This window comes from Pseudomonas sp. ACM7 (assembly GCF_004136015.1).
Lineage (GTDB): Bacteria > Pseudomonadota > Gammaproteobacteria > Pseudomonadales > Pseudomonadaceae > Aquipseudomonas > Aquipseudomonas frigoris.
Map to the genome: position 1 here is coordinate 3,918,323 of NZ_CP024866.1, position 12,208 is coordinate 3,930,530.

Genomic DNA, 12,208 nt, shown 5'->3' on the forward strand with positions numbered 1-12,208 from the left:
TTATAAGGTTTTATTTTGTGGCACGGAAACTGATAAGTACAAGGCAGTCAGTTAGCAATCCAAGTAGATCAGGAGTCGCCTTATGCTTAGCGTTCAAGACCGTGCAATCGTCAAATCCACCGTGCCCTTGCTGGAAAGCGGTGGCGAAGCATTGATCACTCATTTCTACCGCATGATGCTGTCCGAGTACCCGGAAGTCCGCCCGCTATTCAACCAGGCCCACCAGGCCAGCGGTGATCAGCCGCGCGCCCTGGCAAACGGTGTCTTGATGTATGCGCGGCACATCGACCAACTCGACCAGTTGGGCGACCTGGTGGCCAAGATCATCAACAAGCACGTGGCCCTGCAAATCCTCCCGGAACATTACCCGATTGTCGGCGCCTGCCTGCTGCGAGCCATCTCCGAAGTGCTGGGCGATGAGATCGCCACACCTGAAGTGATGGCCGCCTGGGGGGCTGCTTACGGTCAATTGGCCGACATCCTGATCGGTGCCGAAACCAGCATCTACGACCAGAAGGAACAGGCACCGGGCGGCTGGCGCGGGGCGCGGGAATTCATCGTGGTGGCCAAGGTCGAGGAAAGCGCGGAAATCATCTCGTTCTACTTCGAACCGGCGGACAAAGGCCCGATTCTGGCGGCAGAACCCGGCCAGTACATCGGCATGAAACTGATCCTCGATGGCGAAGAGATTCGTCGTAACTATTCGCTGTCGGCCCTGGCCAACAAGGGTCAATACCGGATCAGCGTCAAACGTGAAACCGGTGGCCGCGCCTCCAACCATCTTCACGATCAATTGCATGTGGGCTCCAGCATCCAGCTGTTCCCGCCATCGGGTGAATTCACCCTGACCGACAGCGACAAACCGTTAGTGCTGATCAGCGGCGGCGTCGGCATCACTCCGACGCTGGCGATGCTCGAAGCGGCGCTGGCGACCGAACGGCCGGTGCACTTTATCCACTGCGCGCGTAACGGTAGCGTTCATGCTTTCCGCGACTGGATCGATGGCTTGGCCGAGCGTCATCCGCAGCTCAAACGCTTCTATTGCTACGACGAAGATGATGGCGTGAGCCCGGCGGCGCACCAGGTTGGCCTGTTGAGCCAGGAGCAACTGGGCGAGTGGTTGCCGCAGCAGCGTGACCTGGACGCTTACTTCCTCGGACCAAAAGGCTTCATGGCGGCGGTCAAGCGTCACCTGAAAGCGTTGGGTGTGCCGGAGAAGCAAAGCCGTTACGAATTCTTCGGGCCGGCTTCGGCGCTGGAGTAACGCTAACGCCGGGTACTCTGTGGCGAGGGAGCAAGCTCCCTCGCCACAGGTTTCAGCCCTTCAGTTCTTTCAAATGTTTGTACACCGTTGCCCGCCCCATGTTCAGCACGTTCGCCACATAGTTGGAGGCGCTTTTGCCTTTGAAGGCGCCCTCGGCGTGCAGTGCCAGCACCAGTTCGCGTTTATGGTCACGGGTCAGCAGGTTCAGGCTCAGCTGACGTTCGCGCAGCCAGGCGTGGAGGAAGGTGTTGATGCGCTCCTGCCAGTCATCGCGAAACAGCGAGTCCGGTTGCGGAATCAACTTGCTCGGCGACAGGAACAGGTCCAGCGCGGCTTTGGCATTTTCGAACAACGAAATATTCAAATTAATGCACAGCACCGCCAGCGGATGACCTTCGCTGTCGCGCAGCACGCTGCTCAGGCTGCGAATCTTCTGGCCATCCCAGTTGAGCTTTTCGTACGGCCCGATGTTTCGTTCGCTGATATCGTCGCTGAGCATGTCCTCCAGCGCCGAGTCGTCACCGATTTCCCGTTTGGACAGGTTGTTGGCGATGTAGTCGACCTTCTGGGTACGCAGGTCGTGCAGCACCACCTCGGCGTGAGGAAAGAACAACGTGGCGATGGCATCGGCGATCGCGCGGAAGTTATCCAGCGGTGAGCTCTTCAATGCAGAGTCATCACCGGCCGGTTCTTGTTCTTGGGCGTTCATAAAGTGGAGCTCCAGACAGCATCAGCGCCCCGTCAAAAAAGGGCGCTGGAAGTTTGCCGCAATCGTGTCGACACGTCACCTGCGTCCAAAGGTCAGCCCAGCCGCGAAGGGGAGAGCATTTGGGTGTTCAGACCGAAGCGAGTCAGTTGCTCGGGCAAGGCTTCACCGCGCACCAGTGCGGCGCTGGCCTGGCCCATGGCCGGCGAGGTCTGGATGCCATAACCGCCTTGTGCCGCTACCCAGAATAACCCCGGCACCTGCGGATCAAAACCGGACAGCAAATCACCGTCGCTCACAAAACTGCGCAAGCCGGCCCAGGTGCGGGTCGGACGGCGGATGGTCAGGGTGGTGGCTTCTTCGATCTGGTAGATGCCCATCGCAATGTCCAACTCTTCGGGCTGCACGTCGTGCGGTTCCACCGGGTCGGCGTTGGCTGGCGAGCCGAGGAACATTCCGGCGTCGGGCTTCATGTAGAAGGATTCATCGAGGCTGACCAGCATTGGCCAATGGTGGATGTCCACGCCCTCGGGACCGGCGAAGATGAACGCCGCGCGGCGCTTGGGTTGCAGGCCCAATGGTCTGGCACCGGCCAGCTCGCCGATTTTGTCGGCCCAGGCGCCTGCCGCGTTGATGATGATCGGGGCGCGGAAGGTTTGACCGTTGGTTTGCACGTGCCACACACCTTCGGCGTCACGGGTCAGGCTCAGGACTTCGCTGTCGGTATGAACTTCGCCCTTGTTGCGTCGGATACCGCGCAGGTAGCCCTGATGCAAGGCATCGGTGTCGATGTCGCTGGCGGTCGGGTCGTAAATCGCACCATGGACTTTTTCCCGGCGCAGGATCGGCAGGCGCACGCAGGCCTCGTCGGCGCTGAGTCGCTGCATCTCCGGCACCGTGGCTTTGGCGCTCAGGTATTGATTGTTCAGCTCGTCCGGGTCGCCGGTGAAGTCCACGGTCATCTCGCCACGCGGGGTCAGCAGCGGGTGTTCGCAGAAACCGGCCGGCGGCGCGTCGAAGAAGTCGCGGCTGGCTTGGGTCAACGCCCGAACCTGCGGTGTGCCGTAAGCGGCGGTGAACAATGCGGCCGAACGTCCGGTGGAGTGGTAAGCCGGATGGGATTCGCGTTCGAGCACGATCACTCGGGCGTGCTGCGACAACCAGAAACCGGTGGAAGCGCCGGCAATCCCGCCGCCGATGATGATGAAATCTGCCTGGCTCATGAACGTCTCCTGTGGGGCGTAAATGCCGAATGTGTGGATGACCCTTGTGGGAGCGGGCTTGCTCGCGAAAGCGGTGTGTCAGTCGACGTCGTCGGTGAATGTCAGACCGCATTCGCGAGCAAGCCCGCTCCCACAGGGTTCGTGGTGTCAGGGCTGCAAGCGGTAAAGGGCATTGGCCAGTGCGATGTCTTCCAGGCCCAGGCCAATGGAGCGGAAGAACACATGACGGTCGTAGCCAGGGCGCTGGACTTTTTCGCTGAGCAGGTCAGGCAGGTCGCCGATGATCGCGCCCTTATCCCAACCATGCTGTTCACCGGCAATCAGCATCTCGCCGGCCGAGCCCGGGGTGGTCAGACGATAGTCGCAGAACACTTGCATGTCATTGAGGCTCTGCGGCGGCACTTCGTGGGCACGCGGTGCGTTGGTGCTGATGGAGGTGATCAGTGCCGGTTTGCTCAAGCTTGACGGGTCGATCACCGGGGCTGCGGATGAGGTGCAGAGCATGATCACGTCGGCGTCTTGAACCGCTGCTTCACGACTGTCGACGATGGTCAGGCGTGGATCGAGACTTTGGAGCTGTGCCAATACTTCGGGATTCTTGTCGCTCAGGCTCGGCGAGTAGAGGCTGATGCTCTGCCAGTCGCGCAGGCCTTTGACGTAGTGCAAGTGCGCCCGGGCGACCTTGCCGCTGCCGATGATCGCCAGGCGTCGGGCCTTCAGCGGGGCGAGGGCGTCGACCGCCACTGCGGTTGTTGCGGCGGTGCGTGCCGTGGTCAGTTCACCGGCATCGCAGAGCAGCAACGGCTGGCCGGTCTGCATCGACATCAGCAGCGTCCAGGCGGTTACCAGCGGGCCTTGTTCTCGAACGATGTACGGCGAGGTCTTGACCCCGTACACGCCGTCTTCGGCCAATACGCCCAAGTAGTTGATGAAATCGCCAGCGCCCCGCGGGAACTCCACCAGTTGCTGCGCCGGTTGCACAGCTTGCCCGGCGGCCAAGTCGCGGAACAGTTTGCGCAGGATCTGCGGCACGTCGACCTGCACCAGCAACTCGCTGGCCTGGGCTTGGGTGATCACGTAAGGCGTACTGGTCATGGTCGGCTCCGGGAGCTGGAAGTAAACTAATTTGTCCATTATGGACTTTTAGTTGTCTTGATCAATGTCCGGACGAAAAAAAAGCGCAGTCCGTTTCCGGCTGCGCCTCTTTTAGTGCGACCCGCGTTACGGGCGCTTGCGCTCAACCGCCCGCAGCAGATGCGTCGGTGGCGTTTCACAGCTGATCTTGCGACCCAGCAGCGCCTCGATGGACGGTAGCTGGTAGGAGTCGTCTTCACCGGCAAAACTGATGGACACGCCATCGGCGCCGGCACGACCGGTGCGGCCGATACGGTGCACGTAATCGTCCGGGACTTCCGGCAGGGTGAAGTTGATCACGTGGCTGATGCCGTCGATGTGAATGCCGCGACCGGCCACATCGGTGGCGACCAGTACGCGGATCTTGCCTTCGCGGAAACCTTCCAGGGTCTTGATGCGCTTGTGCTGCGGCACGTCGCCGGACAGTTGCGCGGCGTTGACGCCATCACGCACCAGGCGTTCTTCGATGCGCCGCACTTCATCCTTGCGGTTGGCGAACACCATCACCCGTTCCCAACCGTTGTCGTTGACCAGGTTGTAGAGCAGTTTGTATTTGTCGGCACCGGCGACGGCGTAGATGTGTTGCTCGACGTTTTCGCTGGCCACGTTCTGCGACTCGATCTCGACGATCGACGGGTCGGTGGTCCATTGCTTGGCCAGGTTCATCACGTCTTCGGTGAAGGTCGCGGAGAACAGCAGCGTCTGACGCTCGTTTTTCGGCGGGGTCTGGCGAATGATCTGACGCACTTGTGGGATGAAACCCATGTCGAGCATTCGGTCGGCTTCGTCCAGGACCATGACTTCGACCATGTCCAGGTGCACGTCGCCGCGCTGGTTGAAGTCCAGCAGACGACCCGGCGTGGCCACGAGGATGTCGCAATGACGGGCTTCGAGGTTTTTGAGCTGCTTGTCGAAGTCCATGCCGCCGACAAACGTCATGACGTTGAGGCCGGTGTATTTGGTCAGGTCGGCTGCGTCCTTGGCGATCTGCACCACCAGTTCACGGGTCGGTGCAATGATCAGCGCCCGTGGCTCGCCCATGTAACGCTCTTTCGGCGGCGGGGTTTCCAGCAGCTGAGTGATGATCGAAATCAGGAACGCTGCGGTTTTGCCGGTGCCGGTCTGGGCGCGGCCAATGGCATCTTTGCCGGCCAGGGTGAAGCCGAGGACTTGTGCCTGGATCGGCGTGCAATACGGGAAGCCCAGGTCCTGGATGGCGTGCATCAGTTCGGGGGCGAGTTTGAAATCGTGGAAACGGGTTTTGCCTTCCTGGGGTTCGACGGCGAAGTCTTCGAGTTTCCAGGGGATAACCGGTGCTTTTGGCTTCGGTTCGCGACGCGGTCGGGCAGGTTTTGCAGCTTCGCTGCTCGGTTCTTCAGAGGCCTGAGCCTCAACGGGTTGGACGGCCGGTGTGGTCATTGGCTCGTGCTTCGGTACCGCTACGGTTGCGGTCCGGCCAGACTGATTACCGTCGGTGCGGTGGCTGGGATGGTGAGACGGAGCGCTGGAGACTGGCGCGAGCTGCTCAGTCTCGCTTTTACCGAACATTTTCTTGAGTGCTTTGAGCACGGTCATCTCATCAATTGGTTAAGGAATATACGCCGGCCAGTGTAATGCAAGAATCGGGCGCGGCGTAGTGGGATGGATCAATGGGCTGCTTTTCACATAAACAGTTAACGCAAGCGCTCGGCGAGCCAGACACCAATGTCGCGAATTTCCTCGGGTAACACTTCGTGGCCCATTGGGTATTCCTGCCATGTGACGGTGACACCATGCTGCTTTAAATACTCGTAGGCGGTTCGGCCCATGGAGTTTTGAACGACGTCATCGTACTGGCCGTGTAAAGACAGAACGGGAATGCGCTGCTGGCTGGCGGAAAGCTCCAGTTCATCGCTGAAGGTCGGTGCATAGGTCGAGAGGGCAAGTACGCCACCCAACGGCCCCTGCCATTTCAGAAAAGCGGCGTGTAACGCCACCGCGCCACCTTGGGAAAAACCTGCCAGAAATATCCGCGAGGCGTCTATTCCGCTGGCGCGCTGCACGTCGATCAATTTAACGATCCTGTCTGCCGACTCTTCCAGCTGCTCGCGGTTGATCGCGCGCGCGGGGCTCATGGCCAATATGTCGTACCAACTTGGCATCTCGTAACCACCATTGATGGTGACGGCGCAGGTTGGTGCCTGGGGCAGAACGAAGCGGGTGGTCAGCAGGCTTTCCTGCAGTGCTTCGGCCACCGGCAGGAAGTCGTAGCGATCGGCGCCCAGGCCGTGCAGCCAGATAACGCAGGCGTCTGCAGGCTTGACGGGCTGAAGAATCAAGGGCTCGGTCATGGTTGCTCCAATGTTGTGCAGGCGCTCTCATTGAGTGCGAGGTCTGAGGGCGTGCCTGGTTGATCAGTTAAGAAGATGTCGCAAGGCTACAAGTTTTGCTATTGACCTGTAGCGCAATCGCTTCAGCGAGCGGTCTGGTACGGGCTTTGCTATGGGAAAACGGTGCAACCCATCTCGCGCCTTGCGGTAACACTATCAGTGTACTGCTGGCGATGGGATAGCAAAGAATCCGGTGATGGATGTTCGCCAGTGGCCGCTACGGGCTTCGCGAACGTGAAAGGGCTACAGCCCGTTCGGCCGATTGGTGAGAAGTGAGTTGTCCATGATGTGGATTTTCTCCTACTAGACTCATAGCGCAGGTCTTACGTCGGTTGACCCCAAAAAAAGCCAACACGGGTCAACAACGCCTCATAAGGGTGCGACTGGACTCAGCTCCGACACAACAAGAGCAAAACTGGAGGTTTGAATGAAGATGTTGAAATCCACCCTGGCTATCGTGACTGCAGCCGCAGTACTCGGTGTCAGTGGGTTCGCTCAGGCGGGTGCAACCCTGGATGCAGTGCAGAAGAAAGGTTTCGTACAGTGCGGCGTAAGTGATGGTCTGCCGGGCTTCTCGGTTCCGGACTCGACTGGCAAGATCATCGGCATCGATGCTGACGTCTGCCGCGCTGTGGCCGCTGCCGTTTTCGGCGACGCGACCAAGGTCAAATTCAGCCAGTTGAACGCCAAAGAGCGTTTCACCGCGCTGCAGTCCGGCGAAATCGACGTGCTGTCGCGTAACACCACCTGGACCAGCTCCCGCGATTCGGGCATGGGCCTGGTGTTTGCCGGCGTGACGTACTACGACGGCATCGGCTTCCTGGTGAACAACAAGCTGGGCGTGAAGAGCGCGAAAGAACTCGACGGCGCCACCATCTGCATTCAAGCCGGTACCACGACCGAGCTGAACGTTTCCGACTACTTCCGTGGCAACGGTCTGAAATACACCCCGATCACCTTCGACACCTCCGATGAAAGCGCCAAGTCGCTGGAATCCGGTCGTTGCGACGTGCTGACCTCCGACAAATCCCAGCTCTACGCACAGCGCAGCAAGCTGGCGACCCCGACCGACTACGTCGTTCTGCCGGAAACCATCTCCAAGGAGCCTCTGGGCCCGGTCGTGCGTAAAGGCGACGAAGAGTGGTTCAGCATCGTCAAGTGGACCCTGTTCGCGATGCTCAACGCTGAAGAAATGGGCATCACCCAGAAAAACGTTGAAGCTGAAGCCAAAGCCACCAAGAACCCGGACGTCGCTCGTCTGCTGGGCGCTGACGGTGAATACGGCAAAGACCTGAAAGTGAAGAAAGACTGGGTCGTGCAGATCGTCAAGCAAGTGGGTAACTACGGTGAAGTGTTCGAGAAAAACCTCGGCAAGGGCACTCCACTGGCCATCGACCGCGGGCTGAACGCTCTGTGGAACAACGGCGGCATTCAATACGCACCACCAGTGCGCTGATGGTTCTATCACCCGGTGGGCCAACCACCGGGTGATGTTCTGTTCCATTATTTGCGGGGCACTTCATGCAAAATTCAATCGGCGCACCAAAGCAGAGGCTCAGCCTCAGCGATCCAAAAGTGCGTGCGTGGCTATTTCAGATCATCACCATTGTGGCGGTGGTCTCGATGGGCTGGTATCTGTTCGACAACACACAGACCAACCTTCAACACCGGGGCATTACCTCCGGCTTCAGCTTTCTGGAGCGCAGTGCCGGTTTCGGCATCGCTCAACACCTGATCGACTACACCGAATCGGACAGCTATGCCCGGGTGTTTGTCATCGGCTTGCTCAACACCCTGCTGGTGACCTTCATCGGCGTGATCCTGGCGACGATCCTCGGGTTCATCGTTGGTGTGTCACGGCTGTCGAAGAACTGGATCATCAGCAAGCTGGCGACTGTTTATGTGGAAGTCTTCCGTAACATTCCACCGCTGCTGCAAATCCTGTTCTGGTACTTCGCGGTGTTCCTGACCATGCCGGGGCCACGCAACAGCCATAACTTTGGCGACACTTTCTTCGTCAGCAGCCGTGGCCTGAACATGCCGGCCGCGTTGACGGCGGACGGTTTCTGGCCGTTTGTGGTCAGCGTCGTCGTGGCCATTGTCGCCATCGTGCTGATGAGCCGCTGGGCCACCAAACGCTTCGAAGCGACCGGCGTACCGTTCCACAAGTTCTGGGTGGGCCTGGCGCTGTTCCTGGTGATCCCTGCGCTGTGCGCATTGATCTTCGGCACGCCGCTGCACTGGGAAATGCCGAAGCTGCAAGGCTTCAACTTCGTCGGTGGCTGGGTGCTGATCCCGGAACTGCTGGCGCTGACCCTGGCCCTTACGGTGTACACCGCGGCGTTTATCGCCGAGATCGTGCGTTCGGGCATCAAGTCGGTCAGCCACGGCCAGACCGAAGCGGCGCACTCGTTGGGATTGCGCAACGGTCCGACGCTGCGCAAGGTGATCATCCCGCAAGCCCTGCGCGTGATCATTCCACCGCTGACCAGCCAATACCTGAACCTGGCGAAGAACTCCTCGCTGGCGGCCGGTATCGGTTATCCGGAAATGGTCTCGTTGTTTGCCGGTACGGTGCTGAACCAGACCGGGCAGGCGATCGAGGTGATTGCCATCACCATGAGCGTGTACCTGGCGATCAGTATCAGCATTTCCCTGCTGATGAACTGGTACAACAAGCGCATTGCGCTGATCGAGCGGTAAGGAAAAGCGCATGACGACTCATACTTTCAAACCTGACATGCCACCCCCGAGCCGCAGCATCGGTGTCGTGGCGTGGATGCGCGCGAACATGTTCTCCAGCTGGCTCAACACCCTGCTGACCCTGTTCGCGTTCTACCTGATCTACCTGGTGGTGCCGCCGATCCTGCATTGGGCGATCCTCGATGCCAACTGGGTCGGCACCACGCGCGCCGACTGCACGAAGGAGGGCGCCTGCTGGGTGTTCATCCAACAACGCTTCGGCCAGTTCATGTACGGCTATTACCCGACAGACCTGCGCTGGCGCGTGGACCTGACCGTGTGGCTGGCGGTCATCGGCGTGGCACCGTTGTTTATCTCGCGCTTTCACCGTAAAGCGGTGTATGGCCTGAGCTTCCTCTTCCTGTACCCGATCATTGCCTACTTCCTGTTGCATGGTGGTCTCTTCGGTCTGAGCACTGTGGCGACCAGCCAGTGGGGCGGGCTGATGCTGACTCTGGTGATCGCCACCGTCGGTATTGCCGGTGCGTTGCCGCTGGGTATCGTCCTGGCGCTGGGCCGTCGTTCGAACATGCCGGCGATTCGGGTGGTCTGTGTGACCTTCATCGAATTCTGGCGCGGCGTGCCGCTGATCACGGTGCTGTTCATGTCCTCGGTGATGCTGCCGTTGTTCCTGCCTGAAGGCATGAACTTCGACAAACTGCTGCGGGCACTGATCGGCGTGATCCTGTTCCAGTCGGCCTACGTCGCCGAAGTGGTGCGTGGCGGTCTGCAAGCGATTCCCAAAGGTCAGTACGAAGCGGCTGCAGCGATGGGCCTCGGTTACTGGCGCAGCATGGGCCTGGTAATTCTGCCGCAAGCCCTGAAGCTGGTGATCCCCGGTATCGTCAACACCTTCATTGCGCTGTTCAAGGACACGAGCCTGGTGATCATCATCGGCCTGTTCGACTTGCTCAACAGCGTCAAACAAGCCGCCGCCGACCCGAAATGGTTGGGCATGGCCACCGAAGGCTATGTGTTCGCGGCCCTGGTGTTCTGGATTTTCTGTTTTGGTATGTCCCGCTACTCCATGCATTTGGAACGTAAGCTGGACACTGGCCACAAGCGTTAGGAGCGTAGTTTATGAGTGAAGCGATCAAACAGCCTGTGAGCCCTGAAGGCATTATTCAGATGCAGGGCGTGAACAAGTGGTACGGCCAGTTCCACGTGTTGAAAGACATCAACCTGAACGTTAAACAGGGCGAGCGTATCGTCTTGTGCGGCCCGTCGGGTTCCGGCAAATCCACCACCATTCGTTGCCTCAATCGTCTGGAAGAGCACCAGCAAGGTCGCATCGTGGTCGATGGCGTGGAGCTGACCAACGACCTCAAGCAGATCGAATCGGTTCGCCGTGAAGTCGGCATGGTGTTCCAGCACTTCAATCTGTTTCCGCACCTGACCATCCTGCAGAACTGCACCCTGGCGCCGATGTGGGTACGCAAGATGCCCAAGCGCCAGGCCGAAGAAATCGCCATGCATTACCTTGAGCGCGTACGCATTCCGGAGCAGGCGCATAAATTCCCGGGGCAACTGTCTGGCGGTCAGCAACAGCGTGTGGCGATTGCCCGCGCCCTGTGCATGAAACCGAAAATCATGCTGTTCGACGAACCGACCTCGGCACTCGACCCGGAGATGGTGAAAGAGGTTCTCGACACCATGATCGGCCTCGCCGAAGACGGCATGACCATGCTCTGCGTGACCCACGAAATGGGCTTCGCCCGCACCGTGGCCAACCGCGTGATCTTCATGGACAAGGGCGAAATCGTCGAGCAGGCGGCGCCAAACGACTTCTTCGATAACCCGCAGAATGAACGTACCAAACTGTTCTTGAGCCAGATCCTGCATTGATCCTGCGCAGGTGTTGAAATGAACCCGGACTTGATCCGGGTTTATTTTGTCTGGGGTTTGAGGTCAGGAGGTGAGTGCCGCTTCCAGTTCCGGATGGCGGGCGGCCAATAGTTGTTTGAGGGCGGCACCTTCGTTCAATACCTGAATTTCCGCCAGTAAATAGGGATGACGATCCAACAGCTGCATCAGTGTGAGTAACGGTTTGGGCGCAGGCAGCTCTCCACGCTCATACCGCGAAAAGGCATTGTTCCCACCGCCGGACAGCAACTTCACTGCGTTTTTTTGCGTGAGGTGGAGTTTGCGGCGGATACGCTTGATCTCCGAGCCGATCAGTTGCAGGCAGTCCTGAAGCAATTGATCGCTGGCATCTGCATAACGCTCGGCGCTGTCGGTGTCATGATCGAATTCGATTTCACCGCAAACTCTGCATTCCCAACCCGCAAGCTCGTCAACAAGTCGCGACATCTGTTTGTAATTGACTGAGAGTGTGCGGCCTTCGAAGTGCCCCATCCCATCGTGTGTGCCACAGTTGACGCATTGCCGCGTTCTCATAGGTCTTTCTCCTTGAAGGAGACTACTGGATGTCAACCGCCGGGGCGGTAAGACACTTTTATGTAAATCTCCAATCCGTGAAATGTTGTGTGATAAACGTCCTGCCAAACCCGGTGGTCGACATAGGTGGTGATGGATTTGAAAAGCATTCGGCGTTCCAGTGCACAGATCACCTCAATCATTTGCCGGACGTTGAAACCCATGTAGCTGCCCGATTCCACAGCCCGTCGGGTGAATGCCTTTCTACCCAGCCTGACCACCTCAGCCTTGATCACCGCCAAGTCGTAATGGGGTGTGCTCTTTTCCATAAGAAACCAAAACCCTGCCCCTGAAATTACCCTTAAAGGGTAATTTTGACTAATCGAAAATCCCG

General features: G+C 58.9%; 12 protein-coding genes. 5 read left to right on the forward strand and 7 right to left on the reverse strand.

Translation table 11 applies throughout. The annotated features are described in order from the left end of the window. Nucleotides 1–82: 82 nt before the first annotated feature. Nucleotides 83–1,264, forward strand: coding sequence for an NO-inducible flavohemoprotein (hmpA, locus tag CUN63_RS18530; protein WP_129441405.1), 1,182 nt, complete (start codon nucleotides 83–85; stop codon nucleotides 1,262–1,264). 52 nt (nucleotides 1,265–1,316) lie between these two features. On the opposite strand, the gene CUN63_RS18535 is transcribed toward hmpA, so the two are convergent. The 5 genes from CUN63_RS18535 to CUN63_RS18555 all read right to left on the reverse strand — a co-directional run bounded on the left by CUN63_RS18535 (nucleotide 1,317) and on the right by CUN63_RS18555 (nucleotide 6,657). Then, nucleotides 1,317–1,973 carry a transcriptional regulator gene (locus tag CUN63_RS18535; protein ID WP_129441407.1) on the reverse strand — a complete coding sequence of 219 codons (657 nt, stop codon included), beginning with the start codon at nucleotides 1,971–1,973 and terminating at the stop codon, nucleotides 1,317–1,319. Between the two features lie 92 nt (nucleotides 1,974–2,065). Continuing rightward, the gene (locus CUN63_RS18540; protein WP_129441409.1) at nucleotides 2,066–3,193 is read right to left on the reverse strand and encodes an FAD-binding oxidoreductase; all 1,128 of its coding nucleotides are present in this window, start codon (nucleotides 3,191–3,193) and stop codon (nucleotides 2,066–2,068) included. Nucleotides 3,194–3,340: 147 nt separating this feature from the next. Then, entirely contained in the window at nucleotides 3,341–4,288 is a 948-nt protein-coding gene (locus CUN63_RS18545; protein ID WP_178082666.1) for an ornithine cyclodeaminase family protein, read from the reverse strand. 126 nt (nucleotides 4,289–4,414) lie between these two features. Then, the gene (rhlB, locus tag CUN63_RS18550; protein ID WP_129441413.1) at nucleotides 4,415–5,902 is read right to left on the reverse strand and encodes an ATP-dependent RNA helicase RhlB; all 1,488 of its coding nucleotides are present in this window, start codon (nucleotides 5,900–5,902) and stop codon (nucleotides 4,415–4,417) included. 98 nt (nucleotides 5,903–6,000) lie between these two features. Continuing rightward, complete coding sequence (locus CUN63_RS18555) at nucleotides 6,001–6,657, reverse strand: alpha/beta hydrolase (protein ID WP_129441415.1); 657 nt, start codon at nucleotides 6,655–6,657, stop codon at nucleotides 6,001–6,003. Nucleotides 6,658–7,123: 466 nt separating this feature from the next. Here CUN63_RS18555 and CUN63_RS18560 point away from each other — a divergent pair, with 466 nt between their 5' ends. From CUN63_RS18560 to CUN63_RS18575, 4 genes are all read left to right on the forward strand, one after another. Continuing rightward, nucleotides 7,124–8,152, forward strand: a complete 1,029-nt coding sequence (locus CUN63_RS18560) for an amino acid ABC transporter substrate-binding protein (protein WP_123365710.1) — start codon at nucleotides 7,124–7,126, stop codon at nucleotides 8,150–8,152. A gap of 65 nt (nucleotides 8,153–8,217) precedes the next feature. Then, a complete protein-coding gene (locus tag CUN63_RS18565; protein ID WP_129441416.1) occupies nucleotides 8,218–9,399 on the forward strand; it encodes an amino acid ABC transporter permease in 1,182 nt (393 codons plus the stop codon). Nucleotides 9,400–9,409: 10 nt separating this feature from the next. Next, nucleotides 9,410–10,507 carry an amino acid ABC transporter permease gene (locus tag CUN63_RS18570; RefSeq protein ID WP_046048227.1) on the forward strand — a complete coding sequence of 366 codons (1,098 nt, stop codon included), beginning with the start codon at nucleotides 9,410–9,412 and terminating at the stop codon, nucleotides 10,505–10,507. An 11-nt stretch (nucleotides 10,508–10,518) separates the two neighbouring features. Continuing rightward, a complete protein-coding gene (locus tag CUN63_RS18575) occupies nucleotides 10,519–11,283 on the forward strand; it encodes an amino acid ABC transporter ATP-binding protein (protein WP_129441418.1) in 765 nt (254 codons plus the stop codon). A 63-nt stretch (nucleotides 11,284–11,346) separates the two neighbouring features. Here CUN63_RS18575 and CUN63_RS18580 read toward each other — a convergent pair whose 3' ends face one another. Continuing rightward, nucleotides 11,347–11,835: a type II toxin-antitoxin system MqsA family antitoxin gene (locus CUN63_RS18580; RefSeq protein ID WP_129441420.1), complete on the reverse strand. Its 489-nt coding sequence runs from the start codon at nucleotides 11,833–11,835 to the stop codon at nucleotides 11,347–11,349. A 32-nt stretch (nucleotides 11,836–11,867) separates the two neighbouring features. Beyond that, nucleotides 11,868–12,143 carry a type II toxin-antitoxin system MqsR family toxin gene (locus CUN63_RS18585; protein WP_129441422.1) on the reverse strand — a complete coding sequence of 92 codons (276 nt, stop codon included), beginning with the start codon at nucleotides 12,141–12,143 and terminating at the stop codon, nucleotides 11,868–11,870. Nucleotides 12,144–12,208: the final 65 nt, after the last annotated feature.

Excerpts from the sequence above, each read along its gene's own strand:
- hmpA (WP_129441405.1), top strand. The coding sequence starts at position 83 with ATGCTTAGCGTTCAAGACCGTGCAATCGTCAAATCCACCGTGCCCTTG.
- CUN63_RS18535 (WP_129441407.1), bottom strand. The coding sequence starts at position 1,973 with ATGAACGCCCAAGAACAAGAACCGGCCGGTGATGACTCTGCATTGAAG.
- CUN63_RS18540 (WP_129441409.1), bottom strand. The coding sequence starts at position 3,193 with ATGAGCCAGGCAGATTTCATCATCATCGGCGGCGGGATTGCCGGCGCT.
- CUN63_RS18545 (WP_178082666.1), bottom strand. The coding sequence starts at position 4,288 with ATGACCAGTACGCCTTACGTGATCACCCAAGCCCAGGCCAGCGAGTTG.
- rhlB (WP_129441413.1), bottom strand. The coding sequence starts at position 5,902 with ATGACCGTGCTCAAAGCACTCAAGAAAATGTTCGGTAAAAGCGAGACT.
- CUN63_RS18555 (WP_129441415.1), bottom strand. The coding sequence starts at position 6,657 with ATGACCGAGCCCTTGATTCTTCAGCCCGTCAAGCCTGCAGACGCCTGC.
- CUN63_RS18560 (WP_123365710.1), top strand. The coding sequence starts at position 7,124 with ATGAAGATGTTGAAATCCACCCTGGCTATCGTGACTGCAGCCGCAGTA.
- CUN63_RS18565 (WP_129441416.1), top strand. The coding sequence starts at position 8,218 with ATGCAAAATTCAATCGGCGCACCAAAGCAGAGGCTCAGCCTCAGCGAT.
- CUN63_RS18570 (WP_046048227.1), top strand. The coding sequence starts at position 9,410 with ATGACGACTCATACTTTCAAACCTGACATGCCACCCCCGAGCCGCAGC.
- CUN63_RS18575 (WP_129441418.1), top strand. The coding sequence starts at position 10,519 with ATGAGTGAAGCGATCAAACAGCCTGTGAGCCCTGAAGGCATTATTCAG.
- CUN63_RS18580 (WP_129441420.1), bottom strand. The coding sequence starts at position 11,835 with ATGAGAACGCGGCAATGCGTCAACTGTGGCACACACGATGGGATGGGG.
- CUN63_RS18585 (WP_129441422.1), bottom strand. The coding sequence starts at position 12,143 with ATGGAAAAGAGCACACCCCATTACGACTTGGCGGTGATCAAGGCTGAG.